The organism is Paenibacillus agaridevorans, from assembly GCF_018604145.1.
Lineage (GTDB): Bacteria > Bacillota > Bacilli > Paenibacillales > Paenibacillaceae > Pristimantibacillus > Pristimantibacillus agaridevorans.
This window is the reverse complement of sequence record NZ_CP075889.1, coordinates 1,515,792-1,531,952: the sequence shown is the minus strand read 5'-3', so window position 1 is coordinate 1,531,952 and position 16,161 is coordinate 1,515,792. Positions and strand designations below refer to the sequence as shown.

14 protein-coding genes and 1 tRNA gene are annotated in these 16,161 nt (G+C 51.2%); 9 read left to right on the top strand and 6 right to left on the bottom strand.

The window, feature by feature from the left end; translation table 11 throughout:
- Positions 1-34: 34 nt before the first annotated feature.
- The 3 genes from KJW29_RS05960 (at position 35) to KJW29_RS05950 (ending at position 3,866) form a co-directional block, all read left to right on the top strand.
- A complete protein-coding gene (locus tag KJW29_RS05960; RefSeq protein WP_214629108.1) occupies positions 35-1,864 on the top strand; it encodes a DEAD/DEAH box helicase in 1,830 nt (609 codons plus the stop codon).
- Entirely contained in the window at positions 1,861-2,808 is a 948-nt protein-coding gene (locus tag KJW29_RS05955; protein ID WP_214629107.1) for a YqhG family protein, read from the top strand. The genes KJW29_RS05960 and KJW29_RS05955 overlap by 4 nt, the downstream gene beginning before the upstream one ends.
- A 125-nt stretch (positions 2,809-2,933) precedes the next feature.
- On the top strand, positions 2,934-3,866 hold the full coding sequence (locus tag KJW29_RS05950; protein ID WP_214629106.1) for a hypothetical protein: 933 nt from the start codon (positions 2,934-2,936) through the stop codon (positions 3,864-3,866).
- On the opposite strand, the gene KJW29_RS05945 is transcribed toward KJW29_RS05950, so the two are convergent.
- Complete coding sequence (locus KJW29_RS05945) at positions 3,857-4,051, bottom strand: YqzE family protein (RefSeq protein ID WP_087567634.1); 195 nt, start codon at positions 4,049-4,051, stop codon at positions 3,857-3,859. The genes KJW29_RS05950 and KJW29_RS05945 overlap by 10 nt on opposite strands.
- 151 nt (positions 4,052-4,202) lie before the next feature.
- Here KJW29_RS05945 and KJW29_RS05940 point away from each other — a divergent pair, with 151 nt between their 5' ends.
- Complete coding sequence (locus KJW29_RS05940) at positions 4,203-4,892, top strand: N-acetylmuramoyl-L-alanine amidase family protein (RefSeq protein WP_214629105.1); 690 nt, start codon at positions 4,203-4,205, stop codon at positions 4,890-4,892.
- Here the strand turns inward: KJW29_RS05940 and KJW29_RS05935 are convergent.
- Positions 4,857-5,744 (bottom strand): divergent polysaccharide deacetylase family protein, encoded by an 888-nt coding sequence (locus KJW29_RS05935; RefSeq protein ID WP_246608607.1) that lies wholly within the window; start codon positions 5,742-5,744, stop codon positions 4,857-4,859. The genes KJW29_RS05940 and KJW29_RS05935 overlap by 36 nt on opposite strands.
- Before the next feature lie 197 nt (positions 5,745-5,941).
- Between KJW29_RS05935 and KJW29_RS05930 the strand changes: the two genes are divergently transcribed.
- Positions 5,942-6,025: transfer RNA gene (locus tag KJW29_RS05930), tRNA-Leu, on the top strand.
- A 145-nt stretch (positions 6,026-6,170) separates the two neighbouring features.
- Here the strand turns inward: KJW29_RS05930 and KJW29_RS05925 are convergent.
- The gene (locus KJW29_RS05925) at positions 6,171-6,809 is read right to left on the bottom strand and encodes a GyrI-like domain-containing protein (protein ID WP_425517494.1); all 639 of its coding nucleotides are present in this window, start codon (positions 6,807-6,809) and stop codon (positions 6,171-6,173) included.
- 57 nt (positions 6,810-6,866) lie between these two features.
- A complete protein-coding gene (locus KJW29_RS05920; RefSeq protein ID WP_214629104.1) occupies positions 6,867-7,856 on the bottom strand; it encodes an aldose epimerase family protein in 990 nt (329 codons plus the stop codon).
- 133 nt (positions 7,857-7,989) lie between these two features.
- On the opposite strand from KJW29_RS05920, the gene larE reads away from it, so the two are divergent.
- Genes larE through KJW29_RS05900 form a run of 4 tightly spaced genes read left to right on the top strand, consistent with a single transcriptional unit; the run spans position 7,990 to position 11,469 of the window.
- On the top strand, positions 7,990-8,865 hold the full coding sequence (gene larE, locus KJW29_RS05915) for an ATP-dependent sacrificial sulfur transferase LarE (RefSeq protein ID WP_214629103.1): 876 nt from the start codon (positions 7,990-7,992) through the stop codon (positions 8,863-8,865).
- The gene (gene larB, locus KJW29_RS05910) at positions 8,862-9,665 is read left to right on the top strand and encodes a nickel pincer cofactor biosynthesis protein LarB (RefSeq protein ID WP_214629102.1); all 804 of its coding nucleotides are present in this window, start codon (positions 8,862-8,864) and stop codon (positions 9,663-9,665) included. The genes larE and larB overlap by 4 nt, the downstream gene beginning before the upstream one ends.
- On the top strand, positions 9,659-10,558 hold the full coding sequence (gene larC / locus KJW29_RS05905) for a nickel pincer cofactor biosynthesis protein LarC (RefSeq protein WP_214629101.1): 900 nt from the start codon (positions 9,659-9,661) through the stop codon (positions 10,556-10,558). Before larB ends, larC begins: the two co-directional genes overlap by 7 nt.
- Complete coding sequence (locus KJW29_RS05900; protein WP_214629100.1) at positions 10,555-11,469, top strand: dihydrodipicolinate synthase family protein; 915 nt, start codon at positions 10,555-10,557, stop codon at positions 11,467-11,469. Before larC ends, KJW29_RS05900 begins: the two co-directional genes overlap by 4 nt.
- 95 nt (positions 11,470-11,564) lie before the next feature.
- Here KJW29_RS05900 and KJW29_RS05895 read toward each other — a convergent pair whose 3' ends face one another.
- Together KJW29_RS05895 and KJW29_RS05890 are read right to left on the bottom strand one after the other, a co-directional pair.
- Positions 11,565-14,765, bottom strand: a complete 3,201-nt coding sequence (locus KJW29_RS05895) for an alpha-mannosidase (RefSeq protein WP_214629099.1) — start codon at positions 14,763-14,765, stop codon at positions 11,565-11,567.
- 95 nt (positions 14,766-14,860) lie between these two features.
- A complete protein-coding gene (locus tag KJW29_RS05890) occupies positions 14,861-16,039 on the bottom strand; it encodes an ROK family transcriptional regulator (protein ID WP_214629098.1) in 1,179 nt (392 codons plus the stop codon).
- Positions 16,040-16,161: the final 122 nt, after the last annotated feature.

The following is a 16,161-nucleotide window of genomic DNA, read 5'->3' as shown; positions in this document are numbered from 1 at the left end:
CTTCACCCTTTTTTAAGAATGGAAGGAGCTTCCTATGACCGATCAACTTACGTCTCCGCACCAGCCGTCCAGCACGGGAGCGGCAAGCAGCGATACCGCCGTTACGCGTAGACTTCATCCTCTGGTCGATCTGCAATTCGACCGTTCCTGGTACGACGAGCTCCAGAATCGAATATCGCGAGGCGGACCGTGGGATGACTGGACGTTATACCAGCTCGCAATGGAAGCCGAACATGCCAAGCGCGTTGAGAGTTTCGAAGAATTGCAATGCCTGCGCTCGCTGCCGGACTTCGAGCCTCTCCCCCACCAGATCGGCACGGCCGGCAAGGTGCTGCATGAGATGGGAGGCCGCGCCATTCTCGCAGATGAAGTGGGACTTGGCAAGACGATCGAAGCCGGGCTTGTGCTCAAGGAATATATGGTCCGCGGCCTCGTCAAGCGAGCGCTTATTCTCGTTCCCGCTTCTTTAGTATTGCAATGGGTGCGGGAACTCAACCAAAAATTCGGTATCTCGGCCGTCGCCCAGAAACGGGATCATACTTGGGGTTACGACGTCGTTGTCGCCTCCATCGACACTGCCAAGCGAGATCCTCATCGGGAGCTCGTGCTGGGCACCGACTATGATCTCATCATTATCGACGAAGCCCATAAGCTGAAGAACAAAAAAACGACGAACTATCAGTTCGCCAATCTGCTTCGCAAGAAATATTGCCTCCTGCTGACGGCAACGCCGATTCAGAACGATCTCGACGAGCTGTACAACCTTATTACGCTGCTCAAACCTGGACAGTTAGGCGGGCAAAGCGAATTCGCCGCCAATTTCGTCGTGGATAAACGGCTGCCGAAAAATGAAGATCAGCTGCAAGAGGCTCTGTCGAATGTCATGATTCGCAATCGGCGAGGCGACGGAGGCATTCACTTTACCAAGCGGTACGTTAAAAACATCCCTCTCTCGCTGTCCCAAGATGAGAAGGCGCTATATGATGCCGTTACCGGATTTGTGAAGGAACGTTACGAAGAAAGCGAGGGCGACATGACCAGCATGCTGTCGCTCGTTACTTTGCAGCGCGAAGTATGCAGCAGCCGCGACGCCGTTTTCCTGACGCTGGTCAATCTGTTCAAGAAAACGTCGGAGGATTCTCCGCTCCGGGCCAAAATCTGGGGGCTCGTCGAAAAGATCAAGGGCATTAAAGCCAATACGAAAGCAGAAAAAACGATGGAGCTAGTAAAGGAGATGAACGAAAAAGTCATCATCTTTACGGAGTATCGTGCTACACAGGAATATCTGCTGCAATTTTTCCGCGCAAACGATATGATCGCCGTCCCCTATCGCGGCGGCATGAACCGTGGCAAAAAGGATTGGATGATGGACCTGTTCCGCGGCAGAGCTCAGGTTATGATCGCAACGGAAGCCGGCGGTGAAGGCATCAATCTGCAATTCTGCCACAACATGATCAACTTCGACCTGCCATGGAACCCCATGCGTGTGGAGCAGCGGATCGGACGCGTGCATCGACTCGGCCAGACCGAAGATGTGAAGATCTATAATCTTTGCACGCTGGGCACAATCGAAGAGCATATCGTAGGTTTGCTGCACGAGAAGATCAACCTGTTCGAGCTCGTGATCGGCGAGCTGGACCATATACTCGAGAGGCTCGACGGAGGCGAATCGATCGAGAAGCGGCTGGCGAAGGCGCTGCTAGAAGCCGGAAACGAACAGGAGCTGAAACGTCAGCTCGACGAGCTCGGCAGCTCCATATCCGAGCTGCGCGAAGGGGCGAAGTCTGAAGGCGGACTTGCTAAGAGTCCCGACTTGCTGGTGAAGCTGGACCGACTGGGGCAAACTGTGGAGGTGAAGCCGTGAACGAGAAACAAATCCATAAATTCGTTGGCCGATTTCTGGAAGCAACGGGCTGCTCCATCCTGGAGAAGTCGAATGCCCATTATATGGTCAAGCTGTCTCCGGAAGCCGATCGGGAGCTGACGAATCGTCCCTATTACTGGAGCTTTGTTGACCGTGTAGGCGCGGAGCCGGAGACGATGACGTTTCTGTTTGTCACCGACAAGACTAGATACGAGACGATGCTGGAAGCGCCAGCTCCATCACCCGGCCCCTCCGCCAGCGAAAGCCTTGCGCCGGCGGCGGATGCAGCCCTCGCCCGATCGTTCGGCTTCGTCCACACGACCCTTGCCGCGCCCGCCCGCGTTCCTCGCGACGATCTCTATTTCGGCTCGCGCCGGCTGGATCAACTGTTTGGTGCTACTCGAAATAAAGGCAGCTATGTGTTCCTGTTTCAGGAACCGGACAAGCGCGGCGGCAATCCGTACAGCTCGACGCCTTATACGGCATGGCTTGGCATTAATATGCGAGTGGAGCTGACTTGCGATCGCAAGCGGGAGGAAATCCACAGCTTCGGCGTGTCGCTTGTGACCGGGCATATTATTGAAAACTTTCACGACCGTCTTCAGCATAAAAAGCTTACGCCAAGACTCCCTGCGAATATTCATCTAGCCCGCAACGGCATATCCTACAACCGAGCGCTGACGTTAATTGAGCAGGCGTTGGAGCGTAAGCTCAAGGGATACGACTACACTTGGGCGGAAGGAGCTGCTGCGAGGCTGCAAGAGGAGCTTTCCCGCATTCAGGCTTATTACGAGCCGTTGCTGGAGCATGCCCTCCCCGAGAACAAGTCAGCCATTCAGGAACAATACATGCAGCGGCAAGCCGAAATCAAGTGGCAATACGAGCCGCGCGTGACGGCTTCCGCCATTAACTGCGGCATTTTCCATCTGGAAGGCATAGATTGATGACATTGTGACGGGAATCGTTTCATTGCGGCAAAAGAAGCGGTTCCCCGGCAGCTATTGGGCGACAGGTTGCAACAGTCTTCTTGAGGCTTGTCCGCTACAATGAATCCAGAGAGGTGATTACAATGCGAACAAGCTGGAAGATCGCAACGGCCGCGACCGTTCTCGCGGTTATGTTAAGCATGTCGAGCGGAGCAGACGCGAGAATCTATGCAACCGGACAAGCCATGTCGACGCTGGACAAGGAACAAGACCTTTCATTAAAAGAACAAGCACGGTTATGGGCCGAACAGCTCGCGAATTCTCCGGATGGGGCTTTTGCGGAATGGAAGGGCGCTTGGGCAAGCACCGCAGCGCTCGGACCCGGAACGCATAGCTGGCTCGTATTGATGCGACGAGGTCAGAGCGTTGTCGGATATATGATTGTTTATGCCAAGGATGGCGGAGGTTATGTACTGGGTGAATACGGCATCGGGGAATACCCGCCCTTTAGCTCGGCAATATTAAAATCCGCTTTAACCAGACTAGGTCTGAGCGAGACGTCCATGAAAGCGACCCGACTCTATATCCATCCCTTGCTGGCTGCTTGGCAAATATCGGGCGGCATTGCCGGTATTGGATCATTGACCGAAAATCATTATACAGATGCTTATTCGGGCGAACAATTGCCGATTGACGCCGGACTGTGGGCCACTGCCGCTGCTCAAGCCGCCAACGCAGACAAGCATGGGGTTCAGAACGCCCATGCTTCGATCTCATCTGCTGGAGCCATGGCTTCTTTCGATCCTTATGGCCGATTGCCATGGCTCACCCAAAGTCCTTATTCGATTGCTGCCGATCCTCTATCCATCTTATCCGATGCCCTGCGAGACAATAGTGAGCTTAGGTACGTCAGCAAGTCCTTCCAGGGAAAGATGACGTATGTGTGGTCCGTCACGGGATATACGGAGTGGTCGGGCGGAGAGCTGTTTATTTCGCTCGACAGCGAAGAGAATGCTCCGGTCCGACGATATATTCCTGCTTCCTTGCTGCAACCATTAGGATCCTTTTACCTTTGACGTCCTGTCCGGCCTCGCCACCACATCATCAGACTCATGCCGCCGAATCCGAACCATCGCGTCAGCCAAGGCTCTTTTGCCGCTTTGGCTGACGTTTTTGCTTGCTTGCGCGTTTCTGCCGGCGTCTCCATATACGTAATGAATTGCTCCGTCATATACTTCACAAGATCGCTTCCGCCCTTCATCTTCGTCACCTCCAGCTTCTTATAGTGCGAGTTATTACTATCATTATTCCCGCTTTAGGTCGGTCATAATCATGTATGAGATTACCTCCGAACAGCCACGCTAACGTCAAATAAATCATTCTGATTCGGTCGCAGGAGGTTGACGTTGATCATGATTCGATTTTTGCTGACACTGCTTGTATTATTTATGTTTATGGTTCATCCCGTTGCGTCGGCCGCCTCGTTCCCTTCCCAATCCAGCGATCGCTGGGCATTGCCATCGACGACTGTCATTATTGACGTTGGGCATGGCGGAATCGACGGCGGAGCATCGCATGGCGATCTGCTGGAAAAAGACATTAATCTAGCCATCGCGAGCAAGCTTTATTTGTTATTGCGAAGCCGAGGCATTGCCGCCGTCATGAACCGGACAGGCGACTATGCGCTCAGCGACGATAATCGCTGGCACCGTACAAGTTCACGGCATAGGCGCGACCTTTCGCAGCGCCGAGGATTAACAGAAGAGATCGGCAGCGAGCTGATGGTCAGCCTGCATGTAAACTCGGCACGCAACAGCAGGAAACGAGGTCCTCTTGTCCTGTTTCAGAACACAGGCGAAAGCGCCTTGCTCGCCTTCTGCCTTCAGGAAGTTCTTAATCGACAGCAAAATACTTCCGAGCTCCCGCGTGAGGGTAAACCATTTTATTTGCTGCGGAGAGTGGAGCAGCCTTCGGTCATTGTCGAGATGGGCTTTATCAGCAATGATCAGGATCGGAGCATGTTAACCGATTCACGCAAGCAACTGGAGATTGCCGAGGCGATCGCTTCAGGGATTGGGCACTACCAATGGGTCGCCAATTGAAGCACCTATAAGCTCCGACAGCTTTAAGATCTTTGCTTCCGCCTGCAAGCCCGGAATGGATTGTTGCAGCACAGCTGCCGTCTTGAGACCCGGGGAACCGACATGACCGATCGTAATGGTATGATTATGGGTCTCCATATGCTTGCGAATAACGTTAACTTGCCTGGATATGTGCTCAGCCGTATAGACATCATCGAGAAACACATTGTTCTCGAGTACGGGTAAACCAATCTCCTGGGCCAGCTTGGCAACTACGGAGCGGTAGTTCGTCTTGCTGTCCAGAAAGAACAGTCCGCGCTCTTTGCATACGGTTAGCACAATGCGCATGATACGTTCGTCTGCCGTTATTTTGGAGCCCATATGATTGTTCATGCCGACGGCATGCGGCACATCCGCAATAGCAGCCTCTACTCTCTCCCGCACTTCGGCATCGCTAAGATCGGCGGTAATGGCGCCAGGGCCCAGCCAACTCTTTTTGCCATGATTCGGCTCCATAGGCATATGAATCAGCACGTCATGTCCGAGCTTGTAAGCTGCTTCGGCATCCTTCTTTGTCGTGGACAAAAATGGCATGACGGCAGCGGTGATTTTTACCGGCAGCTTCAGCATCTCCTCCGTACCAGCCATCCCGTTGCCGAAGTCGTCGATAACGATCGAGACCGTTTTTTCGGTTCTATCGGATGGCTGACGCGATTCAGACGGTTGATCGACTGCGGCTGTAAGCGTTGAGGGTTGCAAAGCAGCCGTTATAGCTAGAGTCATGGTGAGCGCGGTTGCAGCCCGTTTCCATCTGGGCATCATCCTATTCGTATACTGCACTTGCGGCGATTGACTAGTCTTTTTTCTATTCATTGTTCCGCTACCCCCTAGGGTCAATTTTCTTTTTCCATCATCGATTCCTTCATTTACCTTTCCACGATTTTGCAGGATTTATGTACCATGACATTTCGCAGGGAAAATGATGGAATAAGCTGAAAATTTAAACTTTAGCGTTGGCGTTGACTTCCACTTGGAAGCCATGCTATTATAAATCTCGTTACTTCAGGCATGCGGTCGTGGCGGAATTGGCAGACGCGCTAGATTCAGGTTCTAGTGGTGTAACAGCCGTGGAGGTTCGAGTCCTCTCGACCGCATCAACATAAAAGTCCAAGCTCGTGAGCTTGGACTTTTTATATTTTTACCGGACTAATTAGGTCGTTCTCCTCGATGATCTCTCCACGAATGCCGAGGCGTCCAGCCTAACGTTTTCTTGGCCAATGCATGGCTGACGATCGCTATTTATTCGTTTTTCTCCACTCGGAAACGAAGCACGGTACGAAGCTTGTCCGCCTGTGTTTTCCTTGGGTCGGATATGTATATTTCCTTATGAACCTTCGAGATTCGCTTTAACCCGTGCTCATCGCAGTACCGCTCCATTTTCGCGAAGCTTTGCGGTTCATCGTCATATGAGCCGTGGTGCATCATCTGAAGGCACAAACCTTCCTCCTGCTCGCCGAATATAACCTTGTCCAGCAAGACATGAGGCTTCTTCGCTTTTACGGTTTTCAGCACATCCATCGCCAGCGGTTCCGTAACGAAATCCGGCTGTCTGATCATGATCGTATACAGAAGTTTATCTTTGTCCAGTACCTCTAATCCTCGTGCCTCTACCGCGAGATCCCATACTCCCTCTAAAGGGAATATCGTATATTCGTAATACCCTTCCGGCGCCACGCCCTTTTTGGGCAGCATCTTTACCCCATACGACAACGAGTACAAGACTCCGACGGCTTCCCGGAATGGTTCGTAATTGGGATTGCCCTCTCCGCTGATCATAAAATACCTGAAGACAGGAACCTCGATAATGGTCGGCTCCTCCTTCGGCAGATACAAAGATTTGTCGTTCTTTTTCCATTCGTATTTCACGGTCACCGGCATTCAACTCCGAATCATTTTTCTCCATTATAGAACATTTGTTCCTATTTTGTCAAAAAATTAACTCACCGTTACTTCGAAGGTCAGCCAAGAACTAACAGTATGCCTGGGCGGAAAAACGATAGTTTGACCGGCTTCCGCCGCTTCGGCAAGCTTCAGCTTTGGAATCACGTTAAACATCTCCAGACCGATATTGTATTCGCAGCCATAAAAAGGAGCGCCGCTCGCAGGCTGGAAGTTTTGCCAATACCATAAATAAGGCCAGGTATTACCATCCCACGAGACGTTTAAGCAAATCCCATCCTCCGGTCTTCGCAGCGTGTAACGATAATCCGGCGCCTCTATATACAATAAATCTCGCGCTGTACCCGACGCAGCCATTTGCGATAGATCAATGCTTTGTCCCTCCTGCTTTGCGTGCGGCCAGCTCCAGCGTTCTCCGCTAACCGGATTGCAAACAACGGCGCCTTCCGAAAACTCGACCTTGGTTGCCCCAGTAAGGAACGGCTTGCCATAGGCCAGATGATGCCCCCAATTAGCATGCAATTCGACCGTTGGCGATTCATTCGTTATTTTTTCATTGATTCTAAAAATGGCTTCTCTGGATTTCAAGCAAATTTCTTTTTCAATGAGAAAAGGCATCGAACGCAAGCGGTTAGTCAGCTTTATCCTCACTTCCGCCTCATTGTCGCACAAAATCTCGTAATCCCAGGGAGTTACCGCAGATTCTCCGCGATGGATCATCGCATCGCCCAGCTCATGCGTGTAACTGACCTCCGGAAACATTTCCTGCCACCCTCCCGTATAGGTCGTCTGATAATCGGGAAACAGAGCATGAGCGGGCTGGATACCCATTCTGGTTACCCAAATCAAATCCATATCGGTCGGTTTGTGTAAAAATCGGATAGGTTCGCTGCCCTTGTCCAGCAGGATATGAATGAGCAAAAGCTCATTCTCCACAATGAGCGAACGATAACCTTTGTACATTAAATCATCGGTAATCCTGCAGCCATGGTTGCGAAAGCTTCTGTACAGATTTGTTGCGTGCATATGCCAAATCCCCTCTCTAATCCTTTTGCATAATTGGCGAAATGTAATTTACTTATTGATTAAGTTTATTGTATAATGGAGTCGATTGAATGTAAACCATAACAACCTTGTTGAAATGAGGTGAACTGTTCCCATGTCGATAAAGCAAGCAACGGAGCCGCCTGACCGGCTAACGTTAGATAAAGACCGCCGCCTAGGCGAAATCATTACCCAAATGGCCGGAGAAGGAAAAATAATGTTGGCTTATTCCGGCGGTGTCGACAGTACCTACTTGCTTATTCGCGCGCATCGGCTTGTGGGAGAAAAAGTTGTCGCAGCCATCGCCGCATCGGAAACCTTCCCGACCCGCGAATATAATGCCGCCATTTTGATTGCTCGGCGTTACGGCATCGCGGTGCACGAAACATCGGTTTCCGAGTTTGCTAACCCGCAATTCGTCGCTAACCAACCCGATCGATGCTATCATTGCAAAACCGGACTTTATTCCCATCTAAACGAGGCGGCGCAGCAGCTGAGCTGTTCATTTATTTGGGACGGATCCAATATCGATGACTTGGGCGATTACCGGCCTGGCCTTAAAGCCAAGCAAGAGCAAGGACTGCGCAGTCCTCTGCAGGAAGCCGGCTTATCCAAGTTGGAAATTCGGCAATTATCCTACGCGATGGGGATTCCGACCTGGAACAAACCGTCCTTTGCCTGTCTGTCGTCGCGTATTCCTTACGGTACTGAAATCGACAGGAAAAAAATCGATCAACTGGATGAAGCCGAAACCTATCTGCTCTCTCTCGGCTTCTATCAGGTCAGAGTCAGACACCATGGAGAAATCGCCCGTATTGAAATCGACCCCGATGAGATGGAATTAATGTTTAAATACAACGCCGAAGTTGATCGCCGCCTGCGGCAGCTCGGCTTTAACTATGTGACGCTCGACTTGCAAGGATATCGAACTGGCAGCATGAATGAACGGCTGGGAGCTGCCCGCCACGTTAACGAGGCAGGTGCGTTATGAACCATTTGGAACAGTTACTGCAATCCGTGCAAGCAGGAGAAACGGATATCGCAACCGCGGCCAGGCAGATCGGCATGATCGCCGGCGGCATGCCCGAAGGTCAAATCGCGGAATTTGATTTCGCCCGGATCGATCTGGACCGGGAAAGACGCACCGGTTTTCCCGAGGTCATCTATGGCGAAAGCAAAAGCGCCGAGCAGATCAGCGCCATTGCGAGAAAACTTGCCGAAAGCCATCTCCCTGTTCTAGCCACCAGGGTATCCGCGGACAAAGCGGCTTATATCCAGCAACATATACCTGGCGCAATCTATCATAATGCCGCACGAGTACTTACTATCGGAAGCATGCAGCCCGAAGTGGCGGAAGACGAAGATCGTCCAACGATAGCTATCGTATGTGCCGGAACATCCGATCTGCCGATTGCCGAAGAGAGCGCTTTGACCATTGAATTCGCTGGACTCCCTGTCAATCGTATCTATGATGTCGGAGTTGCCGGATTGCATCGGCTGCTCGTCAAACTGCCGGACATTCGCCAATCGGCCGTAATAATCGTTATAGCCGGCATGGAGGGCGCTCTGCCTGGTGTTTTGAGCTCGCTTGTATCCAAACCGGTCATTGCCGTTCCCTCCAGTGTCGGATACGGAGCAAACCTTGGCGGTATCACCCCGCTGCTGGCTATGCTCAGCTCCTGCTCCCCTGGACTGACGGTCACCAATATCGATAATGGATTCGGCGCAGCTTGTGCCGCCATACGCATCATCAAATTGCTTTCTATGACGGAAAGGAGCCCTTCATGCTAAAAACCGTTTATTTGGATTGTTTCTCCGGCATTAGCGGCGACATGACTTTAGCCGCTTTGGTCCACGCCGGAGCGAGCCGCGAATATATCGCGGAAGAGCTGTTAAAGTTGCAAACTGAGCCCTTCTCTCTGCACTGGCGGCCCGTTATGAAGGAAGGTATTTCCTCTATCAAGCTGGAGATAACGATTGACGACGAAACGGCTCCATCGCATCATCGTCATTATTCGGATATTGTTCAAATCATAAAAGCTTCAAATTTTAACGAGAGGGTGACCAGAGACAGCTTAACCCTGTTTGCCAAATTGGCGGAAGCGGAAGCTCGTATTCACAATGTCCCGATCGAACATGTTCATTTTCATGAAGTAGGCGCGCTGGACTCGATTATCGATATGATCGGCGTCGCTCTTGCCCTCGATTCGTTGGGCGCCGACCTTCTCATCGCATCTCCGATTCCGCTTGGAAGCGGCTATATTTGGTGCGATCATGGCTTATATCCCGTACCCGCGCCAGCTACTCTCGAGCTGTTGCTGGATGTTCCGATCGTCCATTCCGAAGTCAATGCCGAATTGACGACGCCAACAGGCGCTGCAATCGTGGCGGGACTGGCCGATTATTTCCTGACCGGGCTGCCATCCATGATTGTAGAGCATATCGGTTATGGCGCAGGTACCAGGGACCTGCCTAATCGTCCCAATGTGCTGCGCGCTGTTGTCGGACGTTTGTCATCGCATCAATTGACAGCGCTTGGACAGTCGCGCCATAAGAGAGACGCCCACTCTTCGCACCAGGAAAAATCCCGGCATTCCGACCACCATCACCATCACCACCATGATGATCATCATCATAGCCCGAACGAACATCATACCCGCAAACAGGAGGACGCGATCATATGAATAACCCAACTGCATCTGTACCGGTCAAAGGTGTTTACTCTCTGCTGCTTACCCCTTTTCACGAATCGGGAGAAATCGATTATGCAACCTATGAACGTTATGTCGACTGGCAATTGTCGCAACAGCCCCAAGCGCTTTTCGCTTCTTGCGGCAGCAGCGAATTGCTTACTTTAAACGCCGAAGAACGGCTGCAACTGACGCGTATCGCCGTAAAACGTGCCGGAAATATCCCTGTTGTAGCAACTGCCAACGCTGGAAGCGACCCGACCGCCCATCGCGACGAGCTTCTGCGGATGGCCGAAACCGGGGTTTCTGCATTGGTAGCCGTACCGCCCAATGATTATGGACATGATCCTAGTCGTCTGTTGCATTATTTCGCCGAGTTGGCGACTGCCTCGCCCTTGCCGCTCATCCTGTATGAATTTCCCGGCGTAGCCCCGCACTATATCCCGCCGGAAGTGTACGGGACACTGGTCTCCGAACATGGAGTAAGCGGGATCAAAGATACAACTTCGACGTTGGAAGGCATCACGGCCAAACTTGCCATAGCGCCGGACAGCCTTGTATTTCAAGCGAATACGGCTTTTCTTGTGCAGGCTATCACCGCTGGAGCGAACGGCATTATGGCCATTACCTCCACAGCCATGGCTAATCTCAATATCAGACTTTGGAACCGATTGCAGCAAAACGGCGGAATTATGGATGATGAAGTTCAACTGCTACATCGCGAACTTATATGCCTGGATGCGCTGATTTCCAACGGCTTTACCGCTACCGCCAAATATTTGGCCGCTTTGCAAGGTCTTCCTTTCACCCTGAAAACCAGAACCGGAGCTTCCTTGCAGCCGTCTACAGCCGAAGCGCTGCGTATTTGGCATGAAACGCTAGATCCGGCTCTGCAAGGAAACTAACCATGGAGTACGGGAAGCGTAGCAAGGCATCATGCATCGCCATTCTAACCGCCGACGCCAAGAAGCCGACCTCGTGGTCGGCTTTTCCTAATGTCCTAACTGAGTACCACCCTGAACGTCTTAAGCTCGTAAGGGGTGAAGTGAACCGCAAACTGATTCGACTGATGAGCGATCTCCCGTGCTTCGCGTTCCATCAGGTTCACCTCCGCCACTTCCGCTACGGAAGCATTAAACCTGAGGGATACGTTGCCGCGCATGCCTGCATACTCGTAACACCGCACAATCAAAGCGTCCGAATCCTCGGCACGTTTAACCGTGTCCACGACCACATGTCCGCCTTCTATAGCTAACAGGCCAAATGTTAGAGGAATAGCTTCTGCAGAGCCATGCGCCTGATAAGAAAGCTTTAACGTTTCAGGCTTTGTATTCAATCTTGCAGCCTGATCCAATGTACCGGCCTCAAACCAATCTCCTTCATGAGGCAGCAAGGAATAGGTAAATTGATGTTCGCCTAAATCGCAAGTCGGATCCGGATCGTTGGAGGACTTGATTAAAGTCAGCCTCATCACATTGTCCCGGACATCATGGCCATATTTGCAGTTGTTGAGCAAGCTGACACCGCAGCCGCGCTCAGATAGATCAATCCACCGTTGCGCGCAGGTTTCGAATTGGGCAAAGTCCCAGCTCGTATTCCAGTGTGTCGGCCTGCGTACATTGCCGAACTGAATTTCGTGCGTGGCATAGGTAGAGCTGACATTCAGCGGAAATGCAACCTTCAGCAGCTGCTCGCGCTCCTGCCAGTTCACCCAAGTCACAAAGTCGATTCGCGGATTGTCCGGATAAACGATCATATCCTGCTTAATCATCGTTTCGCCGTCATTCCAGGCCATGCGCACGACCGTCCTCAATGGATTGTACTCTGCGATAACAACTGACTGCAGCCCATTAATCTGGCGATGTTTCTCGTAATAGAAAATATCGATTTCCCAGTTGTCGTGAGCAGTCGGCTTATCTTCGTGAACATCAAAACGGTTGGCCGCTTCGCCCGGGGCAATTAATTCCCTTTCCGTTCGCTTGTCATACAAACGGTCCAATTGGCCATGCGAATTCCAGGTCAACTCATAAAATGGCGTGGATAAACCTTGCGCTTTGACGATTATGGCTGGCTCCGCAACGCTTACAGCAGACTCCACGGCCGAACTGTACGAAATGGTCTTATAGCCAACTGCGGGAATGTTCGGAATCCGAACGAGTACCGAACGCTCTCCCGATTCTTTGGCAATCACCTCCGCTGTCAAATGGTTGCCGTCCGCATCCGTCCAGCTGCCTCCAATCGCAAAATCATCCTGCCATGCCAGTTCGACCAATTCGTCTCTTGCCATTCCTAGCGAATTTACAACGATCCAGCATTGTTCCCCGGCAGGCGCTAACGGCAAACGTCCTGCAAGGCCCGACAAGCTGGTTCCTAACGCTTCTCGTGCAAGTCGTTCTGCTTCGCCATATTCCACATGGCAATCCTCATAAACTTCGGCAATAGACGAACCCGGAAGAATATCGTGAAATTGGTTGCGCAATACGATTTTCCAGCTTTCATCCAGCGTGTCTTTAGGATAATCTTTGAACCCGCTTACAATCCCATGAAGTACCCCTGCGGCTTCCGCTGTATGGAGCAGCGATTCCATCTCGCGGTTCATGCGTTTCACGTAGCCTTGCGACGTATACGTGCCGCGATGGAGCTCCAAATAAAGCTCGCCGTTCCAACGATGCACATAACGATCGCTTTTATCCACCGTATGCTCCAGTTGGTGAAAATACTCGTCTACCCTTCCGGTAGTAACACGAGGCAAGCCCGGCATATGCTCTAATCTTCGACGCATCTCCAGCATATGGCGGGTAGGACCGCCTCCGCCATCTCCCCAGCCGTAAGCCAGCAGCAATTCATCGTTGACCTCTTTGTCGCGATAGTTTTTCCAGATCCCGTTCACGGTTTCGGCCAATACCTGACCATTGTAGGTATAATACTTGGTCAAGCTATCTGCAGCTTGCCCAGGTTCGGGCGTAGTTATATAGTGCGTCAGCACTTCCGTGCCGTCAATGCCGCGCCAGTAGAACGTATCATGCGGGAAACGATTGTATACGTTCCAACTGATTTTGGTCGTCATAAAGTAGTTAATGCCGGATTTCTTTAAAATTTGCGGTAAAGCCCAGCTATATCCGAATACGTCCGGAAGCCAGAGATAGTCGCAGCTTACGCCGAAGGTTTGCTCATAGTAACGCATGCCGTACATCAACTGGCGCACCAGCGACTCTCCGTTCGGAATATTGCAATCCGATTCCAGCCACATGGCGCCGCCCGCTTCCCAGCGGCCTTCCTTGACGCGTTCCTTGATTTGCTCGAACAGCACGGGATAATCTCGTGACAAATCATCGTATAGCTGAGGTTGTGTTTGCAGAAACGCATACTCGGGATATCTCTCCATCAGCCGAAGTACGGTAGAAAATGAACGGGCCGACTTCTCCCGTGTATGTTTCAACCGCCATAGCCAAGCGACATCAATATGCGTATGGCCGATGGCACGTACCGTAACCTCATTATTTTTCGGTATGCTTTCGATTTCTTCGTGCAACTTGACTGCGGCGGCAGCTACACTATCATAAAATGCTGCACTGCCAGGGTTCCGATAATCCACTAACAGAAATGCCCGATCTACGGCTTTAACCAGCGCATGGCGTTCCCAACTATTAGAATCCAGCACCTTAATCGTCTCCATCGCCGCACTGGAGGTGAAGTACAAATCGTCCGTCTGTTGCTGAAGCTGTGTTATCTCGGCTTGCTGAAGGACATGGCGAAGTTCGGACATCGGCCCGAACCCGGGAAGCCCGCTCCATACCTTGAACAGAAGCTCAACCTTTTGACCGGCCAATTCCTCCGGAAAAAACACTTCCTGATGAAATGTGCCTACTCCTTGAAACGGCGTGCCGTTAATAAATAACAGCGACTCGAAGCCGGAAGTATGTCCGGGGCCTGTTTTGCCGAAGTTGAACAGACCCACAATGTTGCAACCCCGCTGTTCTGGCAAAAAAACTTCTGTTCTAAGCCAAGCCGTTACGTCACGATCACCCCAGCGATATCCAAGACCTACTTCAGTCCACTCCGCATCTTGCGGCGGCATTGCCGCAACTTCCGCAGCCTCGTCTTTCCAAAATAAGAACTGGCCAATCTCCTGCCTATTCGTATAACGAAACGGCGATAATTCCTTTACCCGTCTCTCGAGCTTTTCAACCGTTAGCAACATCCGAACAACCTCCATAATCAAAGGTATATAATTTATAGATTAAGTTAATTAACGGTCAAGCGCCGTTTCCGGCATGCTCTGGTTCTATCGGCACATTAGTCGGCTCCAAGAACGAGCAGAGGATTTTCCTGCACATGACCAAAAACAAGCGCAACGGCACCCATCAAGCTCTGCATTTGCCCATAAAAAGCCTTTTCGATTATGACGCGTTCCTGCACAAAATCAAAGACGCGAGAACGAACATTTTCAACAATGGCCTCCATATGTGGAGAAAGATAAGGATAAAGTTTGCCGCCCAACACAATGACATCAGGATCATACAAGTTGATTAACGAAGTAAGCGAGGCCTCCAGCATACGAAGCGTATCCTCCATGACTTTAACCGCATGAGGTTCCTGTGCCCGAACCTGAACGATAAAATCGCGAAAGTCCCCATTGCCTGACCATCGTTTCAGGATGCCGGGTATTGATCCGAGATTTTCCCAGCAGTCATAACTAATAGCATCTCCGGCGCCGCCATGCGTCATCAGGCTCATTTGTCCGATTTGGCCGTACAAGCCATTTGTACCATGCAGCACTCGGCCATTCTGAACGATTCCGCCGCCAATACCCATTCCCATCGTAACGAATACCAAATCGCGTCCATCTCGTCCTAGGCCGTACCAACGTTCTGCCAGTGCCGAAGTTCGCGCGTCATCTTCGATAAAAACTCTTGTCTTAAAGCGCTCCTCCAGCGTTGGGCGAATCGGATATCCTGCCCATCCGGGAAATCCCGGCGGATTGATCAATTTGCCGGTGCGTTGATCCATTGGCCCCGGAATGCTAACGCCAATGCCAATCACTTTACGTTTTCGGGATTCCGCCTGACCCAGCAATTTATGTACGTACGGCTCGATTAGCGCCAGAACTTCTTCCGGGTTGGTAATCCCTTCCGTTCCGTATTCCACCGTATCAACAATATTGCCGGTCAACTCGCTTAATACGACACTGACGGAAGTTCTGCCAATATCAATTCCGATAATATAAAAGTAGCTGTTGTCAAATCTCAAATTTACGCGCTTGCGGCCAACCGAATCCGATATCGATTCCGATTCTTTAATCAGGCGGTGTGATATGAGCTCCTGCGTCAAATTTGTAATTGTGCCAGAAGTCAAGTGCGTCATTTGTACAAGCTCGATTCTTGATGCCGCCTCATGCTCCCATATTTTATGAAGGATATGCGACACATTTTGATTTTTGACCTTTTGCAGATATAACACCTTTGATTCCGCCATCTCCATAGCTCCCTTATGCGAAAAATAATAAATTGCAAACTCGCAATCTCGCTTGCTATTCATTCTAATCTTCCGCTCCGGCAAACACAAGCGAAATCCCTGTCATCCTGCCTGGTCGCAAT